We start from the raw sequence: 18,882 nt of genomic DNA, 5'->3' as shown, positions 1-18,882 counted from the left end.
TATACTAACAAATAATTATTGTTTTTTATAATAAAAGATATTTAATTAATTATAATAAATAAAAATAAATTTTTATTAATTTAAATAAATTTCTAAATAATTTAAAATTTTTTTAAATTATATTAAATAATATGGTCTCTTAATAAAATTTTAAATTTTTCTTTTAATTCTAAAATACATTTATTTAAAATAAAATTTATTTCTTTTTCATTTAAAGTATAATTCTTATTTTGAATAAATAAACTTAAAGTAATACTTTTATATTCTGCAGGAATATTTTTATCTTTATATACATCAAATATATTTATTTTGATTATTTCTTTTATATTTAATGAATTTAATTTATTTAAAATATCTATAAAATAAATATTTTTATTAATAAAAAAAGAAATATCTCTACGATTAATTGGTAAATTAATAACTTTTTTAATAGAAAAAATATTATTAATAATAATTTTATTAAAAAATAATTCGAAAAAAAAAGTATTTTTATTTTCTATATTAAAATAATTAATTAATTGAGGATGTAACATGCCGATATATCCAATATATATATTATTAAAATAAATTAATGAACTTATATTAGGATGTAAAATTGTTATTTTATAATTTTTATAAAATTCAATTTTATTATTTTTAATAAAACAATTAAAAATAGATTCTAAATCACCTTTTAGGTCATAAAAATTAATAAGTCTATTTTTTTCATTCCAATAATCTTCATATATATTACCATTAACTATACCAGATAATACAAATTTTTGTAATATACCTAATTTTTTTTCTGAGTTTTTATAAAAACATAAACCATATTCAAAAAAACGTAAATTTTTTTGTTGTCTATTTTGGTTATAAATAATATTATTTATTAATCCATATAATAATGAATTACGCATTACAGATGCTTCTTTTGTAATAGGATTATTAATTTTAATACAATTTATTTTAGGATATAAAATAGATTGTATTTTAGGATTTACAAAACTATAATTAATTACTTCATAATATCCTTTCTGAATTAATATATTTTTAATTCTTTTTATATTAATTTTATCATTTTTTAATTTAAATTTATTATTTTTTAAAATATTCTTTTTAGTTAAATATATTTTTACTTTATTTGGAATTTTATTATATCCATATACACGTATAATTTCTTCTATTATATCTTCTTCTATATCTATATCATTACGCCAACTAGGTATTTGTATAATATAATAATTAGTTGTTGCTTTAATAATAAAAAAACCTAATTTGATTAAAATTTCTTTTATATTTTTTTTATTAATATTAAAACCTAAAATTTTATCTATTTTATTAAAAAATAATGTTATTTTTTTAGGAATATAACTAAAATTATCTATATTAAATGAATATATATTACTTGTTTCCCCTTTAAATATTTCTAATAATAAGTTTATTGTTCTTATAATTACTTTTTTAGTAATTAATGGATCTAAATATCTAGTATACATATTAGAAATATTATTATAAAAATTAAATTTTTTAAAAAGTGAATTTATATATACTTTATCTAACAATAGACATTCTATTAAAATATTTTTTGTATTTAATCCTACCATTATTTCTTTATTTTGAGTCATTGCAGGTATAGATAATATTTTATTATTATCTTTAATGATTAATAAATTATTATTTTCAAAATTAATTTTTTGATTTTCGACATCAATAAAATTTAATTTATTTTTTTTATTATTTGTTATATAGATATTTCCTTTAATTTTATTAAAATCATAAAATTGGATAGGATAACCTAATTCTAAAAATATATAATTACGAATATTTAATAACGGATTTTTATGTATATATAAACCTAATTGATGTAATCTATTTTTAATAATTACAAATTTTTTTTTTTGAAAATTAATATTTTTTATTATACAATAATTATATTGATATAATTTTTTTTTAATTTTTTTATCAAAAAAAATATTTATACTATATTTTTTAGTTTTTTTCAAAAAATTAGTATGAAGATCTTGAAAAAAAAATTTATTATATAAAGTAGATAAATCTCTGGATAAACCTAATATACTTAAACAATCTGGTCTATTAAATGGAATATTTATATATAAAATATTATCATAATTTTTATTTATACGAATATGTTCGATTTTTTCTACTTCAAAACCTAATTTTGTTAATTTTTTAGATAAAATACTAATATTTTCATCACTTTTTAACCATTCACGTAACCATGACTCACTAAATTTAATCATATAAAATTATTCAATTTAAATTGTTTAAGAAAACGTAAATCATTTTCATAAAATGAACGAATATCATTTATGTTATAATATAACATAGTTAATCGTTCTACTCCTATACCAAAAGCAAATCCATTATATTTAGAAAAATTTATATTAACATTTTTTAATACATTAGGATGCACCATTCCCGCTCCTAAAACTTCTATCCATTTTTTATTCTTATTTAAAATATCCATTTCTAAAGAAGGTTCTGTAAAAGGAAAATAGGAAGGTCTAATACGTATTTGATATTTTTTTTCAAAAAAAAAATTTAAGAATAAAGATAATATTCCTTTTAAATCTGAAAAACTTACCTTTTTATCAATATATAAACCTTCTATTTGATGAAACATTGGTGTATGATTACTATCGTAATCATTACGATAAACTTTTCCAGAAGTTAATATCCGTATAGGAGGTTTTTCTTTTTTCATTATTCTAATTTGAATGTTAGAAGTTTGTGTACGTAATAAAATATTTTTATTTAACCAAAATGTGTCTTTTTCTGTTCTTGCTGGATGATATTTAGGAATATTTAATGCATCAAAATTATGAAAACTATCCTCTATTTCAAAACCTGTAACTATTTGAAATCCTATTTTTATGAAAAAATTTTCAATTTTTTTAATAATATAATTTAAAGGATGTTCGGAACCTATTTTAATAAATTTTCCTGGCAATGATATATCTATTTCTTGATTTAAATATTGTTTATTATTTTTTATTAATCTGATTTCTTTTATACGTTTTTTTATTATTTTTTTAATTTGTTTTTTTTGATTATTAATAATAATACTTTTATTAATTTTTTCTTTTTTATTTAATTTTTTTATAAGTAAAAATTGAGAAGGTATATAACCTTTTTTCCCTAAATATTTTATCTTTAATATATTTAAATTAACAATATCTTTTATTGCAGAAATTTCTTTTTTAAAAGTAATAATTAAATCATCAGATTTCATAGAAATATTCTCTTTAATATACTATAAAATACAAATTTTTATATAAAAATATAAAAATTTAATAAATAAAATTACTTAATTGAATATTGTATTAATTTATTAAAAGATGAATTATTAAATGTAGCTATATCAGCTAAATTTTTTCTATTTATATTAATATTATTTTTTTTTAAATTATATATAAAATTACTATAAGAAATTTTTTTTTGTCGTACAGCCGCATTAATTTTCATAATCCATAACTGTCTAAATTTTCTTTTTTTTTGTTTTCTATCTCTATAAGAATATTGTCCTGATTTAATAACAGCTTGAAAAGCAGAACGATAGGTTCTAGATCTTGATCCATAATAACCTTTTGCTTGTTTTAATATTTTTTTATGTCTAGCTTTTGAAGTAACACCACGTTTAATTCTAACCATATAAAAAACTCCTTTTTATATTTAAAATATTTATTTTTATAAATAAGGTAAACAAATTTTTAATGAATATGTATCTCCTTTTTTCACTATTTTTTTTTGTCTTAAAAATCTTTTATTTTTTTTACTTTTTTTAGTTAATAAATGTCTTAAATTAGCTTGTTTATGTTTAAAATATCCAGTACTTGTTTTTTTAAAACGTTTTGAAACACTTCGTACTGTTTTAATTTTTATCATATTTTTTAACCTAAATTTTTTTAATAAAATTAATTTTTTATTAATTTTATCTCTTTGGAATTAATGTCATTATAATTTGTCGACCTTCTACCTTATTAGGAAATGATTCAACTATTGCTAAATTTTCTAAATCTTTTTTTATACGATTTAACATAAAAAATCCAAGTTTAGTATGCATCATTTCTCTACCTCTAAATCTTAAGGTAACTTTTATTTTATCTCCTTTTTTTAAAAAACGAATTAAATTACGTAATTTAACTTTATAATCTCCTATATCAGTTCCTGGACGAAATTTAATCTCTTTTAAATGTATTATTTTTTGTTTTTTTTTTTGTTCCTTATAAATTTTATTTTTTTCATACAAAAATTTACCATAATTCATTATACGACATACAGGAGGTACAGCATTAGGACTAATTTCAACTAAATCAAATCCGGTATTTTCTGCTTTTGTTAAAGCTTTTTTTAAACTAATTATACCAATTTGTTCTCCTTTTAATCCTATTAATCTTACAATATTACTTTTAATACTTTTATTTATTTTATTAGGTCGTAATAATTGTACTATTTTTTTTCCACTTTTAATATTTTATCTCCTTAATTTAAAAATTATAATTATAAATTTCTTTTTTAATTTTATTGATAATATCATGGATACTCATAAATCCCAAATTTTTCCCAAAACAATTTCTAATAGAAATTGTATTATTTTTAACTTCTTTATCTCCACATATTAAAATATAAGGAATATGTTGAATAGTATATTGTCTAATTTTAAATGAAATTTTTTGATTTTTTATATCGTATTTAACACGAATGTTATTTTTTTTAATTATTTTAAATATATTTAAAACATAATCATTATGTTTTTCACTAATATTTAATATTATTATTTGTATAGGTGCTAACCAAATAGGTAAATAACCAGAAAATTCTTCAAGAAGAATACCTATAAATCTTTCTATTGAACCTAAAATAGCACGATGTATTATAATTGGAGTAATATGTTTATTTTTATCATTAATATAAAATAATTTTAAACATTTAGGTAATGTAAAATCTAGTTGTATTGTACCACATTGCCATTCTCTATTTAAACAATCAAAAAAAGAAAATTCTATTTTAGGACCATAAAAAGCTCCTTCACCTGTTTTATATTCAAAATTAATATTTAATTTTTTTAAAATATAAGATAAATTATTTTCTGTCTGATCCCAAATTTTATCATTTCCAATTTTATTTAATGGTCTTGTTGATAATTTAATTAAAAATTTTTTAAAACCAAAAACTTGATAAATATCATACATCATATTAATACAATTTTTTACTTCTTTTATAACTTGATCTTCTGTACAAAATATATGAGCATCATCTTGAGTAAAATTTCTTAATCTCATTAAACCATGTAAAGATCCTGATGGTTCGTTTCTATGACAAATACCAAATTCTGCAATTCTTAATGGTAAATCCCTATATGATTTTAATTTTTGTTGAAATATTTGTATATGTCCAGGACAATTCATAGGTTTAATACAATATTTTCTATTTTCTGAATAAGTAGTAAAAATTGCTTCTCTATAAATTTTCCAATGTCCTGTATTTTCCCAAATAGAAACATCTGTTATTAAAGGAGTTTTTACTTCCACATAATTATATTGATTTAATTTTAAACGCAAAAAATTTTCCAATTCACGAAAGATAATATAACCATTATTATGCCAAAAAACCATTCCTGGAGATTCATTTTGGAAATGATATAAATCTAATTTTTTTCCTATAGATCTATGATCTTTTTCTAACAATTTTTTTTTATGGAATAAATTTGATTTTTTATCTATTTTTTTTAAATTATAGTTTTGTTGCATTTTTTTTTTATAATAAAAATATTACCTAATAATAACAAAATTTTTTTATAAAATATATAAAAAATATTATAATAAAATTTATTTTTTATCTTTTATTAAGATTTTTTGTCCACATATAACTCTATCATATCCTTGTATATCAAAATATTGATTAATATTTTTAAAATTTTTTATTTGAAACATTTTTTTTATAATATAACCTTGTTTATATCCATGTTCTAATATTAACCATCCATAATTATTTAGATATTTTGATGATTGTGAAATAATATAATTTAAATCTGCTGTTCCGTTATTATCAGAAATTAATGACCTATAAGGTTCGAATTTTAATTCTTTTTTAAAAAAAAAATATTTTTGAATACTTATATATGGAGGATTACTAATGATAATATCAAATTTTTGATTTTTTAAATTACTAAACCAATTACTTTTTAAAAAAGTAATATTATAAATATTTAATTTTTGAGCATTATATTTTGCTAAATTAATTATTTTATTATCAATATCAACAGCAGTAATATTTATAAAACTATATTCAAAAGCTACTGCAATAGAAATTGCACCACTACCAGTACCTAATTCTAATATTTTTTTAGTATTATTATTAATTTTTTGTAAAACAATATTTACCAAAATTTCAGTATCTTTACGAGGTATTAAAACATAAGGAGATACATAAATTTTTAATGACCAAAATTCACAAAAACCTAATATATATGCTATAGGTTCTCCTTTAATTCTTCTTTTTAAAAATTTTTTTAATATTTTTAATTTTATGTAATTTATTTTTTTTTCATAAAAACCATAAATCCAAGATTTAGATTTTTTTAAAACAAAAGATAATAATATAACAGATTCTAATTGATATACTAATATTTTGTTTTTTTTTAATAAATTAGCTGAATATTTTAACCATTTTTCAATAATCATAAACTATTTTTTTATTATGTTTAATAATTTATTACTATTATAGTGATTTATAATAGGTTCAATTAATATGTCTAAATTTCCATTCATAATTTCATTTAATTTATAAATTGTTAAATTAATACGATGATCTGTTACTCTTTTTTGAATAAAATTATATGTCCTATTTCTATCTGAACGATCTCCTGTTCCTAATAATATTTTTTTTTTTAATGCATGATCTTTATTTTTTTTCGCAATTTTTATTGCATTTATTCTAGCTGCTAAAACTTCTAAAGCTTTAGATTTATTTTTATGTTGAGATCTCTCATCTTGACATTCTACTACTATTCCTGTTGGAATATGAGTAATACGAATAGCTGAATCTGTTGTATTTACATGTTGGCCACCTGCTCCAGAAGATCTAAATGTATCGATTTTTAAATCTTGAGTATTTATTTTAGGAATTTCTATTTTTAATAATTCTGGCATAACAGCAATAATACAAGTAGAAGTATGTACTCTTCCTTGTGATTCTGTTTCTGGTACTCTTTGTACTCTATGTCCCCCTGATTCAAATTTTAATTTTCCATATACTCCAATTCCTATTATTTTTAAAATAATTTCTTTAAAACCACCATATTCACTATAATGAATATGAATAATTTCTACTTTCCATTTTTTAGATTCAGCATACCTAATATACATTCTTGAAATATTACTTACAAATATCGCCGCCTCATTTCCTCCTGATCCTGATTTTATTTCTAAAAAACAATTACGATTATCTTTTTTATTTTTAGGAATAAAAAACATTTTTATTTTTTTTTCTATTTTTTTTTTTTTATTTTTAATATTTTTTATATCTTCTAAAACTAAAGTATATATTTCTTTATCTTTTAATAAAGATTTACTAGATTTTAAATCTAATTTTATTTTTTTCCATTTAATAAATAATTTGATTATATTAAATAATTTTGCACGTTCAGTTGATAAATTACGTAAAGAATTATAATCATTATATAGTTCATAATTATTTAATTTTTTTGTTATATAATCATATCTTTTTTTTAATGTATTAAGTTTTTTAATAATATAAGAATTCATAAATTTTATTTTATTATTTAAATAAATATACTATTTATAGTATAAATATACTTTTATATATTATAATTAATATAATATTATTATATAATATTATTATATAATATTTATATTTAAAATAAATTAAATAATATATTTATGATTTTTATGTAAAAATTTATTTATATTTTAAATACAATTTAGTATTAAAAAAATTAATTTTATTGTAAAAAATAGGTGGTTAATTTGTGTCTAATATGAAATTATTTTCTGGAAATTCTGTTATTAAATTAGCAACTAAAATTGCTAATCATTTATATATTAATTTAGGTAAAATGTTTGTAGGTCGTTTTAGTGATGGAGAAATATCTGTTAAAATAAATGAAAATGTAAGAGGAGATGATATATTTATTATTCAATCAACTTGTAATCCTACAAATGATAATTTAATTGAATTAATTATTATTATTGATGCATTTAAAAGAGCATCGGCAGGTAGAATAACTGCTGTTATTCCATATTTTGGTTATGCAAGACAAGATAGAAGAATTAGTTCTGCTAGAGTTCCTATCACTGCTAAAGTAATAGCTGATTTTTTATCTAAAGTAGGAGTAAATAGAATACTAACAGTAGATTTACATGCAGAACAAATTCAAGGATTTTTTAATATTCCTGTAGATAATGTATTTGCAAGTCCTATATTTTTAACAGATATATTAAAATATAAATTAAAAAATCCAATAATAGTTTCTCCTGATATTGGAGGAGTGGTTCGTGCAAGATCAATGGCAAAAAAATTATTTAATGGAACAGATATGGCAATAATAGATAAAAGAAGAACTGATGCTAATATAACGGAAATTATGCATATTATTGGAGATGTTAATAAACGTGATTGTATTTTAATAGATGATATTATTGATACAGGAGGAACTTTATGTAAAGCAGCTAAAGCATTAAAAAATAATGGAGCAAAAAAAGTTTTAGCTTATATAACACATCCTATTTTTTCTGGTAATGCTGTTAAAAATATTTTTAATTCTGTAATAGATAAACTTATTGTATGTGATAGTATTCCATTGACAGAAAAAATACAAAAATTAGAAAATATTAAAGTATTATCTTTATCTCATATGCTTTCAGAATCAATAAGAAGAATTAGTAATGAAGAATCTATTTCTATAATGTTTAAATAATAAAATAATAAATAGGAAAATATTTGAATACTTATATTAAAATGATTGTAGGATTAGGAAATAATATAGATAATAAATTTATTGGAACACGTCATAATATAGGTTCTGATTATCTTATTAAATTATCCAAAAAATTTAACGTAAGATTTAAAAAAATAAAAAAATTTAATGGTTATGTTAGTAAAGTTTATATTTTAAAATATAAAATTATTTTATTTATTCCTAATTCTTTTATTAATATTTCAGGACAATCAATATTTATTATTGCTAATTTTTATAAAATTCATTTTAAAAATATTTTAATTATTCATGATGAATTAGATTTTTCACCAGGAATAATAAAATTTAAATATGGAGGTAGTAGTGGAGGACATAATGGATTAAATAATATTATTGAAAATTTTAATAGCGAATCTTTTTATAGATTACGTGTAGGTATTGGACGTCCACATAATAAATTAAAAATAAATAATTTTGTATTAAGTAGTCCTACAAAAATAGAACAAAAAAAAATTAATTTTGCTATTAAAAAGAGTATTAACGCTTTAAAAATCTTAATTTATACTACAAATTATAATAAAGCTATAAATTATTTAAATTCTAAAAAATAATAGGTTAATAAGTAATGGGATTAAAATGTGGTATTATAGGTTTACCTAATGTAGGTAAATCAACTTTATTTAATATATTAACTAATTCTAATGTAGATGCATTAAATTACCCTTTTTGTACAATAAAACCAAATATGAGTATAGTTGCTGTACCTGATGATAGATTATTTTATTTAGCTAAATTGGCCAAATCTAAAAAAATTATACAATCTACAGTTACTATTGTTGATATTGCTGGATTAATAAAAGGAGCTTCTAAAGGAGAAGGATTAGGTAATCAATTTTTACATAATATATCAGAAGTTAATGCCCTTATTCATGTAATACGTTGTTTTAATGATGAAAATATAATTAATTTATCATATGATCCTATTGAAGATATTAATATAATAAATAATGAAATTATTCAATTTGATATTAATTTAATACATAAATTTAAAAATAATATTTTAAAAAAAAATTATAATAAAAATTTTTATAAATGGGAATATTTATTAAAAATTTGTTTAAATTATTTAAAAAAAGGAAAATTACTTAATTTATTAAAATTAAATTTTGAAGAAAAAATATTTTTACAAAATTTAAAATTATTAACCATAAAACCTATGATGATTATAGCTAATTTAGGTGTAAATAAAATTAAAAATCAATTTTTTTTAAAAAAAATAAATGTTTTAGTTAAAAAATATTTAATTTTTAAAATATGTTTAAAAATTCTTCAGAAGGAAAATAAATCATTTCTTTTAAAAAATAATACTAATTTAAAAAAAATAATAACTTTAAGTTTTCAACTATTGAATTTACATAATTTTTATACTATAGGAATAAAAGAAGCAAAATCTTGGAGTATTTTAAAAGGAACTACAGCATTAGAAGCTGCTAAAAAAATTCATAGTGATATTCAAAAAGGTTTTATAAGGGCTAAAATAATTCATTTTCAAGATTATATTTTTTATAAAAATGAAAATAAGCTAAAACTAGCAGGTAAAATTAAAATAGAAGGTAAAAAATATATTATTTTAGATGGAGATATTATTTATTTTCTTTTTAAAATATAAAAAAATTTAATAAACTTTAATTTTTAAAACATTATATTTTAATATGATTAATTTATTGATAAATAAAATATTATTGTATATTCATATATTTATAATAATTTATATTATAATTAAAATTTTTATAAGATATAAGGATATAAAATCTTATATATTATGGTTTTTTATTTTATATATTTTTCCTATTATAGGAATTATTTTTTATTTTATTTTTGGAGAAATTTACTCAAGAACCCAATTTAAACATAAGAAATCTAAAAAAATATGGTTTCGTTATAGTAAATTATTAAAAAATTTACAAATATTTTATAAATTAAACCATAAAAATAAAAATATAAAAGTTAAATCATTATTTCAATTATGTAAAAATCAACAAAATTTATTAAGTATGACTAATAATTCAATAAATTTAATTAATTCATCAATTAAATCAATTAAATTATTAATTAATGATATTAATAGAGCAAAAAATAGTATACATATAGTTTTTTATATATGGATCCCAGGAGGAATAGTTAATAAATTTTCAAAATCTATCATAATAGCAGCAAAAAGAGGAGTTAAATGTTATATAATGTTAGATTATATTGGAAGTAGAAAATTTTTTTATAGTTCTTGGTATAATATCATGTTAAAAGTAGCGGGTATTTTTATTATTAAATCATTAAAAATTACAATTTTTAAATCTTTTTTTTATCGTATAGATTTAAGACAACATAAAAAAATAGTTTTAATTGATAATAAAATTGCTTATGTTGGTAGTATGAATATGATAGATGTTAATCTTTTTAAAAAAAATATTAAAAAAGGAAAATGGATTGATTTAATGATTCGTATCAAAGGACCAATTGTTAATACAATAAGTATTATTTATTCATATGATTGGGAAATTGAAACAGGTAAAAATATTTTAGCTATTAAACAACTAAAAAAAAATTTATTTAAATATAAAAATAAAAATAAAAATAAAAATAAAAATAATACAAATAGAATACAAGTAGTTTTTTCAGGATTAGAATTATCAAAAAAAATTATTCATAATTCTTTAATTACTGCAATATATTTATGTAAAAAAAATTTAATTATAACAACTCCATATTTTATTCCAAGTAATAATTTATTATTAGCAATTTGTATTGCTGCCAAACGTGGAGTAAATGTAAAAATTATTATACCAAAATATAATGATTCAAGTTTAATTTATTGGGCTAGTAAATTTTTTTTTTATAAATTATTAAAATCTGGTGTTGAAATTTATCAATTAAAAAAAGATTTTTTACATGCAAAAAGTATTATTATAGATAAAAAAATAAGTTTTATAGGTACTGTAAATTTTGATATACGAAGTTTATATTTAAATTTTGAAATTAATTTAATTATAGATGATATTATATTTAATAATTCTCTTTTATTTATACAAAATAAATATATTTTAAAATCTAAAAAATTAGAATATAATTTATGGATAAAAAGACCATATTGGCATAAATTAATAGAAAAATTATGTTTTTTATTTAAACCTATATTATGAATATAGAATAATAAGTATTTTACGTATAAAATATTAACTTTAAAAATTTTAAATTATTATGAAAATTATTTCATTTAATATTAATGGTATAAGAGCTCATATACATCAGTTAAAATTAATTATAAAAATTTATAATCCTGATATCATCGGTTTACAAGAAATAAAAGTAAGTGATAAAGATTTTCCTAAAAAAAAATTATCTAAATTAGGCTATAATATTTATTTATATGGTCAACAAAAATATTATGGTGTTTGTTTATTTACTAAAACTAAACCATTTAATATTCAACAAGGATTTTTAACAAATAATGATAACCAAAAAAGATTAATAATGATTGATTTAAATAGTTCTATTGGTAATATAAAAATATTAAATTGTTATTTCCCTCAAGGAAATAATAAAAATAATATTACAAAGTTTAAATATAAAATAAATTTTTTTAATAATTTATATTATTATATGAAAAAAAATTTAAATCCAAATAGTCATATTATAGTTATGGGTGATATTAATGTTAGTATTTCTAATTTAGATATTGGTATAGGAGAAAAAAATTATAAAAAATGGTTAAAACAAGGAAAATGTTCTTTTTTACCAGAAGAAAGATTTTGTATTCATCAATTACTTAATTGGGGTTTATTTGATATTTGGCGTTTAAAACATCCTTTAACAAATAATAAATTTTCTTGGTTTGATTATAGAAATAAAGGATATTTTATGAATAAAGGACTAAGAATTGATAATATTTTAATAACTAAATCATTAATTAAATATTATATTGATTCTAATATAGATTATTCTATTCGTAATTTAATTAAACCTTCAGATCATGCTCCTATTTGGGTAAATTTTAAAATTAATTAAAAAACTTGTATTTTAAAAATAGGTGAAAAATGATTAAAATTTTGAATTTAATAAAATTTTTTTGTTGTTATTTATGGTCATTAATTAATTTTGCTAGAATATTAATAATAAATATAATTTTTATATTATTAATTTCTATATTATGTTATTACATATATAATGTTAAACATAATAAAAATGTTAATACAACATTTAAAAAAAATAATCAAGTATTAGAAATTAATTTTGAAGAAAATATTAATAATGATACTGTATATAAAAATAGTTTGCTATTTAATTTATATAATAAATATATACAAAAAAAAAAAAATTATTCGGTATTAGATATAATTAAAACAATTAATCATGCAAAAAATAATAAAAATATTTCTGGAATTATATTAAGATTTAATAATTTAAATATTTACGATATATCTACATTACGTTATATAGGAAAATATTTAAATAATTTTAAAAAATCAGGTAAAAAAATATATGCAATTGCAGATATATATGATCAAAATCAATATTATTTAGCTAGTTTTGCTAATAAAATCATTTTATCTCCTTATGGTTATGTGAAATTACGTGGTTTTGAAATGAATAATTTTTATTATAAAAATATGTTAGAAAAACTAAAAATAAAACCTAATGTACTTAAAATAGGAGAATATAAATCAGCTGTAGAACCTTTATTAAGGAATAATATGTCTAAGCATAATAAAATTATTATGCAAAAATTAATTGATGATTTATGGAATGATTATTTAATCACTATATCAAGTAATAGACATGTAAAACCAAAAGATATTTTTCCTTCAGATCAAAATTTTTTAATTTCTTTAAAAAAATATCATGGAAACCTAGCATTATTTGCATTAAAAAATAAATTAATAGATAAACTCTATACTAGTTCTGAGTTTGAAATAGAAATGATTAAAAAATTTGGCTGGGATAGTACAAAAGAAACATATAATAAGGTTAATTTGAATGATTACATAAATATGTATAAATTAGATAATATAGAAGAAAATGGTAATATTGCAGTTATAACTGTAGATGGATTAATGCAATATGGTAAAAATACAAGTAAAATTATTACTAATGAAATACATAAAGTTTATAAAAATTCAAATATTAAAGGATTAATATTAAAAGTTAATAGTCCAGGAGGAGATATAATGGCTGCTCAAGATATTTATAATGAACTTAATTTATTAAGAAAAGCACATAAACCAATAGTAGTATTAATGGGCAGTATGGCTACATCAGGAGCATATTGGATTTCTACAGCAGCTGATTATATAATTAGTGATTCAACAACTATAACTGGTTCTATTGGAATTTTTACTGTTGTAAATAATTTTAGTAAAGTTTTAGAAAGATTAGGTATTAGTAAAGATGGAGTAAATATATCAGATAGATTTAATATTACTATGAGTACAAAATTACCATATATAGCAGAAAAAGTATTACAACTAAATATACAAAACGGTTATGAAAAATTTATTAATTTAGTATCTCAAAGAAGAAATAAACCTATAGAAGAGGTTAAAAAAATAGCTAATGGTATAATTTTTATAGGGAAAGATGCTATTAAAAACGGTTTAGTTGATGCTTTAGGTGATTTTGATTATGCAGTATTTAAAATAGCTCAATTAACAAAAATTAAAAATGTTAAATTACAATGGGAAAATATTCAAACCTTTAATTTTTTAAATCTTCTTGTTAATACACATAGTTACATTATATCTGAAGTTATTAAAAATAATATAAAAGTTTTTTTTAAAGAAAATTTTTTATCATTAAATGATAAAAATTATAATTTGAAAAAAACATATTCTTTATACATTATGTAAAATAATAATAACTTTATTATATATTATTAATTTTATTTTTTTAGGAGATAATTTAATGTCTATTAGAGTAGCTATTAATGGATTTGGAAGAATAGGTCGTATTTTTTTTCGTATTGCTCAAAAAAATAATAAAGTTAAAATTATAGCAATAAATGATTTATTAGAAGCAAATTATATGGCTTATATGATAAAATATGATTCTACACATGGGTATTTTAATGAAAAAATTAAAGTTAAAAATAATAATTTAATTATAAATGAAAATATTATACATATTTTTTCTGAATCAGATCCTAGTAAACTAAAATGGGATCATTTAAATATTGATGTTGTTATAGAATCTACTGGTATTTTCTTAACAAAAGAACTGGCTAATAAGCATATTTATGCTGGTGCAAAAAAAGTTATTATTACAGCACCTCCTAAAGATAATTCTATTCCTATGTACGTAAATGGAGTTAATTTAAATAATTATAAAGGAGAAAAAATTATTTCTAATGCTTCATGTACAACTAATTGTTTAGCTCCTTTAGCTAAAATTATTAATGATAATTATATTATTGAAAATGGTTTAATGACAACTATTCATGCAGTAACTTCAACACAAAAAACTGTGGATAGTCCTTCTAGTAAAGATTGGAGGGGTGGTAGAGGAGCATATCAAAATATTATTCCTTCAACTACTGGAGCAGCAAAAGCTGTTGGTATTGTTTTACCTGAATTAAATAATAAATTAACAGGTATTTCCCTAAGAGTACCAGTTGCTAATGTTTCTGTAGTCGATTTTACAGTTCGAATTTTAAAAAAAACTACATTATCAAATATCTATAAAATTATTAAATTTGCTTCACATAATTATATGAAAAATATTATTGGTTATACAGATGATGATGTAGTATCCAGTGATTTTAATGGATCATTATTAACATCTATATTTGATAAAAAAGCAAGTATTGCTATTAATAATAATTTTTTTAAATTAATTTCTTGGTATGATAATGAAACAGGATATTCTGCTAAAATACTAGATTTAATATTACATATTTTTAAATAAAATTTATAATAGGAACATTTTAAAAAAAATTATTGCTATGTATTATAAATAAATACATAGCAGTTAAAAAAAATTGATATTTTATAAAATATTATAAATATTTTTAAAATAGTTTTTAGAAAAATTTTTTTATACCTTGTCTTCCACCTAATAAATGCATATGTAAATAAAATATTGTTTGACATCCATGTTTATTACAATTAATAACAATTCTATATCCTTTTTTATCAATATTTTTTTTTTTTGCTATTTTAGATGCAATAAATAACATTCTTCCTAATATTAATTCATTATTTTTTTTAATATCATTCAATGTACTAATAAAAATATTAGGTATAATTAAAATATGTACCGGAGATATAGGTTTGATATCATCAAAAGCAGTTACTAAATTATCTTGATAAATAATATTAGTAATGATTTTTTTAGATAAGATTTTTTGAAATATATTTTTTTTATTTTTATTCATAAAACTTATTTTTTAATAATTACCTTAATTTTTATTTATCTTTTTCTATAAAATTTTCCATTTTTATTTTTAAATTATCTGATTTAGTACCAAATACAGCTTGGATCCCATTACCTGAAATAATAATTGCAGAAGCTCCTAATAATTTTATTTTTTTTTTATTAACTTTATTTATATTTTTAACACTTATACGTAATCTAGTAATACAAGCATCTAAATTAGTAATATTATTACTTCCTCCAAAAGCATTTACTAAATCTTTACCATAATTTTTTGATAACATATTATTATTTTCATAAATATGATCTTGTATTTTTTCTCTTCCAGGAGTTTGTAAATTTAATTTTTTTATTAAAATTTTAAATATACTATAATAAATAGTAGTATAAATAATTCCTATAATAGGAAATAACCATATTTTACTACCGTTACCACTTAAAATAATAAAATCTATTAAACCATGAGAAAAACTAGTTCCGTTTCTCATTCCCAATATAATACAAATAGGAAAAGATAATCCAGATAAAATAATATGAATAATATATAATATTGGTGCTACATACATAAAGGAAAACTCTATAGGTTCAGTAATTCCTGTAAAAAAAGATGTTAATGCTGCAGATAACATTAAACTACCAATTTTTTTTTTATTTTCTTCTTTTGCTGTATGCCATATTGCTATAGCCGCTCCTGGTAATCCATACATTTTAAATAAAAATCCTCCAGCTAATTTTCCTGCAGATGGATCTCCAGCTATATATCTTGCAATATCACCATGATACATTTGTTTAGTAACTGTGTTAATAAATGAACCAATTTCCATTTGAAATGGGACATTCCATATATGATGTAGACCAAAAGGTAATAATGCTCTTTCTATTATTCCATAAATACCAAATGCAAATATTGGATTTTGATATACAGCCCAATATGAAAATATTTGTATTAATTTACCAACAGGTATCCATATTAAGGATAATAATAAACCAATAAAAATAGACATTATTCCAGAAATAATAGGAACAAAACGTATTCCAGAAAAAAAACCAAGATAATCAACTAATTGAATTTTATGAAAATGATTAAACATATAAGCAGCAATAGAACCAGCAATAATACCGCCTAAAACTCCTGTATCAGCTAAATGTTTTTGTATTATTATTTCTTGAGTAATTTTATTATGTAATAATAGAGGAATTACTACTTCAACAGTTTTTGTTAAAATACCATAAGAAATAACAGCTGCTAATGCAGATGCACCATTATTTTTAGTAAATCCTAAAGCTATACCAATAGCAAATATTAAAGGCATATTTACAAATACAGAACTACCTGTTTTTTCCATAATATTAGAAAAAATTTGGGGTAACCAATAGAAATGAGCTGATCCTATACCCAATAATATACCAGCTATAGGTAATACTGATACAGGTAACATTAAAGATTTACCAATTTTTTGCATATTAGCAAATGTATTTTTAAACATTATGAAACCTTAATTTAATTATTTTTAAAATTATTATTTATGTTTATAAATTTTTTCTAAAGATAATAATAAGTTAATTAATACTAATTCATTATTAATTATATTAATTTTTATTAAAATATTACGATAATATAATATTTTTTTTATCATTAATAAAATTTTATCTAAGAAAATTAAATTAGATATTTTATTTATAATAAAAATTTGATCTAAATTATAAAAATATTTTTCATTTATTTTTAGATGTAATTTTATTGTATCTAATAAAATTAGATATATCCAATTCAAATATAATAAAATATTTTTATTGTTTAATATATATAATAATTTCATTATATCTTCTTCTAAAGAAGATATAAAAATATTATATAAAATTTTTCTTTCTTTCCATATTATATTATTTAGTAATTTATATGCATAAATCGGAGCATTATTACATAATCGTAATGCTGTTTGTATATATATTTTTTTTAAAATTTTACCATTTTTAAATTTATTTTTTAACCAAGATATACCTAATTTTTCATTAGGAGGATATATATGCCAAAATTGACATCTACTATATATTGTAGGTAATATTTCATATTTATTTTTACATTGTAAAAAAAACCAAGTATCTATAGGTGGTTCTTCTAAAATTTTTAAAATAGCATTACTAGATGATATATTTAATTGTTTAGCATAAGGAATCCATATAATTTTACCTTTATCGTTATAAGAAGAATTATAAATATTATTTATTAAATTTCTGATTGATTCTATACTAATATTTGTTTGATTTTTTTTACATTTAATAATATGTAAATCAGGATAATTATTTTCTTTAATTAATAAACAATTATTACAAATAGAACAACTATATAAATTTTTTTTATTTATACAAAAAATCCATTTAATTATCTCATAAACTAAAGAAATAGTACCTAAACCATTTATAGAACAAAAAATAAAAGTATTATAATTTTTTTTATTTAAAAATTGATAAATTATTTTTTCATAAAAAAAATTTAACCAAGGATAAGAAGAATTATACAT

The 18,882-nt window shown here is 18.6% G+C and carries 18 protein-coding genes; 7 read left to right on the top strand and 11 right to left on the bottom strand.

All coding sequences use genetic code 11. From position 1 onward, the window contains the following. Positions 1-122 precede the first annotated feature (122 nt). The 8 genes from pheT to prfA all read right to left on the bottom strand — a co-directional run bounded on the left by pheT (position 123) and on the right by prfA (position 7,766). On the bottom strand, positions 123-2,240 hold the full coding sequence (gene pheT, locus GJT92_RS00535; RefSeq protein ID WP_168919565.1) for a phenylalanine--tRNA ligase subunit beta: 2,118 nt from the start codon (positions 2,238-2,240) through the stop codon (positions 123-125). Next, positions 2,237-3,232 (bottom strand): phenylalanine--tRNA ligase subunit alpha, encoded by a 996-nt coding sequence (gene pheS, locus GJT92_RS00530; protein WP_168919564.1) that lies wholly within the window; start codon positions 3,230-3,232, stop codon positions 2,237-2,239. Before pheS ends, pheT begins: the two co-directional genes overlap by 4 nt. 71 nt (positions 3,233-3,303) lie before the next feature. Then, positions 3,304-3,651, bottom strand: coding sequence for a 50S ribosomal protein L20 (rplT, locus tag GJT92_RS00525; RefSeq protein ID WP_168919563.1), 348 nt, complete (start codon positions 3,649-3,651; stop codon positions 3,304-3,306). Between the two features lie 36 nt (positions 3,652-3,687). Continuing rightward, positions 3,688-3,885: a 50S ribosomal protein L35 gene (gene rpmI, locus GJT92_RS00520; RefSeq protein ID WP_168919562.1), complete on the bottom strand. Its 198-nt coding sequence runs from the start codon at positions 3,883-3,885 to the stop codon at positions 3,688-3,690. Between the two features lie 46 nt (positions 3,886-3,931). Beyond that, positions 3,932-4,471, bottom strand: coding sequence for a translation initiation factor IF-3 (infC, locus tag GJT92_RS00515; protein WP_168919860.1), 540 nt, complete (start codon positions 4,469-4,471; stop codon positions 3,932-3,934). A gap of 16 nt (positions 4,472-4,487) precedes the next feature. Continuing rightward, the gene (gene thrS, locus GJT92_RS00510) at positions 4,488-5,750 is read right to left on the bottom strand and encodes a threonine--tRNA ligase (protein WP_168919561.1); all 1,263 of its coding nucleotides are present in this window, start codon (positions 5,748-5,750) and stop codon (positions 4,488-4,490) included. Positions 5,751-5,828: 78 nt separating this feature from the next. Then, on the bottom strand, positions 5,829-6,683 hold the full coding sequence (gene prmC, locus GJT92_RS00505; RefSeq protein ID WP_168919560.1) for a peptide chain release factor N(5)-glutamine methyltransferase: 855 nt from the start codon (positions 6,681-6,683) through the stop codon (positions 5,829-5,831). A gap of 3 nt (positions 6,684-6,686) precedes the next feature. Continuing rightward, complete coding sequence (gene prfA, locus GJT92_RS00500) at positions 6,687-7,766, bottom strand: peptide chain release factor 1 (protein WP_168919559.1); 1,080 nt, start codon at positions 7,764-7,766, stop codon at positions 6,687-6,689. A 224-nt stretch (positions 7,767-7,990) separates the two neighbouring features. Between prfA and GJT92_RS00495 the strand changes: the two genes are divergently transcribed. Genes GJT92_RS00495 through gap form a run of 7 tightly spaced genes read left to right on the top strand, consistent with a single transcriptional unit; the run spans position 7,991 to position 15,892 of the window. Continuing rightward, entirely contained in the window at positions 7,991-8,938 is a 948-nt protein-coding gene (locus GJT92_RS00495) for a ribose-phosphate pyrophosphokinase (protein WP_168919558.1), read from the top strand. 23 nt (positions 8,939-8,961) lie between these two features. Then, on the top strand, positions 8,962-9,549 hold the full coding sequence (gene pth / locus GJT92_RS00490) for an aminoacyl-tRNA hydrolase (protein WP_168919557.1): 588 nt from the start codon (positions 8,962-8,964) through the stop codon (positions 9,547-9,549). Positions 9,550-9,563: 14 nt separating this feature from the next. Then, a complete protein-coding gene (ychF, locus tag GJT92_RS00485) occupies positions 9,564-10,607 on the top strand; it encodes a redox-regulated ATPase YchF (protein WP_168919556.1) in 1,044 nt (347 codons plus the stop codon). Between the two features lie 43 nt (positions 10,608-10,650). Next, entirely contained in the window at positions 10,651-12,135 is a 1,485-nt protein-coding gene (cls, locus tag GJT92_RS00480) for a cardiolipin synthase (RefSeq protein WP_168919555.1), read from the top strand. Between the two features lie 58 nt (positions 12,136-12,193). After that, on the top strand, positions 12,194-13,000 hold the full coding sequence (gene xthA, locus GJT92_RS00475; RefSeq protein WP_168919554.1) for an exodeoxyribonuclease III: 807 nt from the start codon (positions 12,194-12,196) through the stop codon (positions 12,998-13,000). A 29-nt stretch (positions 13,001-13,029) separates the two neighbouring features. Beyond that, positions 13,030-14,838: a signal peptide peptidase SppA gene (sppA, locus tag GJT92_RS00470; RefSeq protein WP_168919553.1), complete on the top strand. Its 1,809-nt coding sequence runs from the start codon at positions 13,030-13,032 to the stop codon at positions 14,836-14,838. Between the two features lie 55 nt (positions 14,839-14,893). Continuing rightward, positions 14,894-15,892 (top strand): type I glyceraldehyde-3-phosphate dehydrogenase, encoded by a 999-nt coding sequence (gap, locus tag GJT92_RS00465; protein WP_168919552.1) that lies wholly within the window; start codon positions 14,894-14,896, stop codon positions 15,890-15,892. 115 nt (positions 15,893-16,007) lie between these two features. Here gap and GJT92_RS00460 read toward each other — a convergent pair whose 3' ends face one another. From GJT92_RS00460 to GJT92_RS00450, 3 genes are read right to left on the bottom strand one after another with little or no spacing between them, the layout of a single operon-like run. Further along, positions 16,008-16,361 (bottom strand): HIT domain-containing protein, encoded by a 354-nt coding sequence (locus GJT92_RS00460; RefSeq protein ID WP_168919551.1) that lies wholly within the window; start codon positions 16,359-16,361, stop codon positions 16,008-16,010. 31 nt (positions 16,362-16,392) lie between these two features. Continuing rightward, entirely contained in the window at positions 16,393-17,847 is a 1,455-nt protein-coding gene (gene ptsG, locus GJT92_RS00455; protein WP_168919550.1) for a PTS glucose transporter subunit IIBC, read from the bottom strand. Between the two features lie 33 nt (positions 17,848-17,880). Continuing rightward, entirely contained in the window at positions 17,881-18,882 is a 1,002-nt protein-coding gene (locus tag GJT92_RS00450; protein ID WP_168919549.1) for a DNA polymerase III subunit delta' C-terminal domain-containing protein, read from the bottom strand.

This window comes from Enterobacteriaceae endosymbiont of Donacia clavipes (assembly GCF_012570365.1).
Taxonomy (GTDB): Bacteria; Pseudomonadota; Gammaproteobacteria; order Enterobacterales; family Enterobacteriaceae.
Note: the sequence above shows the minus strand (reverse complement) of the source record. Positions and strands in the feature narration are given on the sequence as shown.

Coding starts and splice junctions, on each gene's coding strand:
- sppA (WP_168919553.1), top strand. CDS start 13,030: ATGATTAAAATTTTGAATTTAATAAAATTTTTTTGTTGTTATTTATGG.
- xthA (WP_168919554.1), top strand. CDS start 12,194: ATGAAAATTATTTCATTTAATATTAATGGTATAAGAGCTCATATACAT.
- GJT92_RS00450 (WP_168919549.1), bottom strand. CDS start 18,882: ATGTATAATTCTTCTTATCCTTGGTTAAATTTTTTTTATGAAAAAATA.
- GJT92_RS00460 (WP_168919551.1), bottom strand. CDS start 16,361: ATGAATAAAAATAAAAAAAATATATTTCAAAAAATCTTATCTAAAAAA.
- pheS (WP_168919564.1), bottom strand. CDS start 3,232: ATGAAATCTGATGATTTAATTATTACTTTTAAAAAAGAAATTTCTGCA.
- cls (WP_168919555.1), top strand. CDS start 10,651: ATGATTAATTTATTGATAAATAAAATATTATTGTATATTCATATATTT.
- ptsG (WP_168919550.1), bottom strand. CDS start 17,847: ATGTTTAAAAATACATTTGCTAATATGCAAAAAATTGGTAAATCTTTA.
- thrS (WP_168919561.1), bottom strand. CDS start 5,750: ATGCAACAAAACTATAATTTAAAAAAAATAGATAAAAAATCAAATTTA.
- ychF (WP_168919556.1), top strand. CDS start 9,564: ATGGGATTAAAATGTGGTATTATAGGTTTACCTAATGTAGGTAAATCA.
- rpmI (WP_168919562.1), bottom strand. CDS start 3,885: ATGATAAAAATTAAAACAGTACGAAGTGTTTCAAAACGTTTTAAAAAA.
- prfA (WP_168919559.1), bottom strand. CDS start 7,766: ATGAATTCTTATATTATTAAAAAACTTAATACATTAAAAAAAAGATAT.
- gap (WP_168919552.1), top strand. CDS start 14,894: ATGTCTATTAGAGTAGCTATTAATGGATTTGGAAGAATAGGTCGTATT.
- pheT (WP_168919565.1), bottom strand. CDS start 2,240: ATGATTAAATTTAGTGAGTCATGGTTACGTGAATGGTTAAAAAGTGAT.
- prmC (WP_168919560.1), bottom strand. CDS start 6,683: ATGATTATTGAAAAATGGTTAAAATATTCAGCTAATTTATTAAAAAAA.
- rplT (WP_168919563.1), bottom strand. CDS start 3,651: ATGGTTAGAATTAAACGTGGTGTTACTTCAAAAGCTAGACATAAAAAA.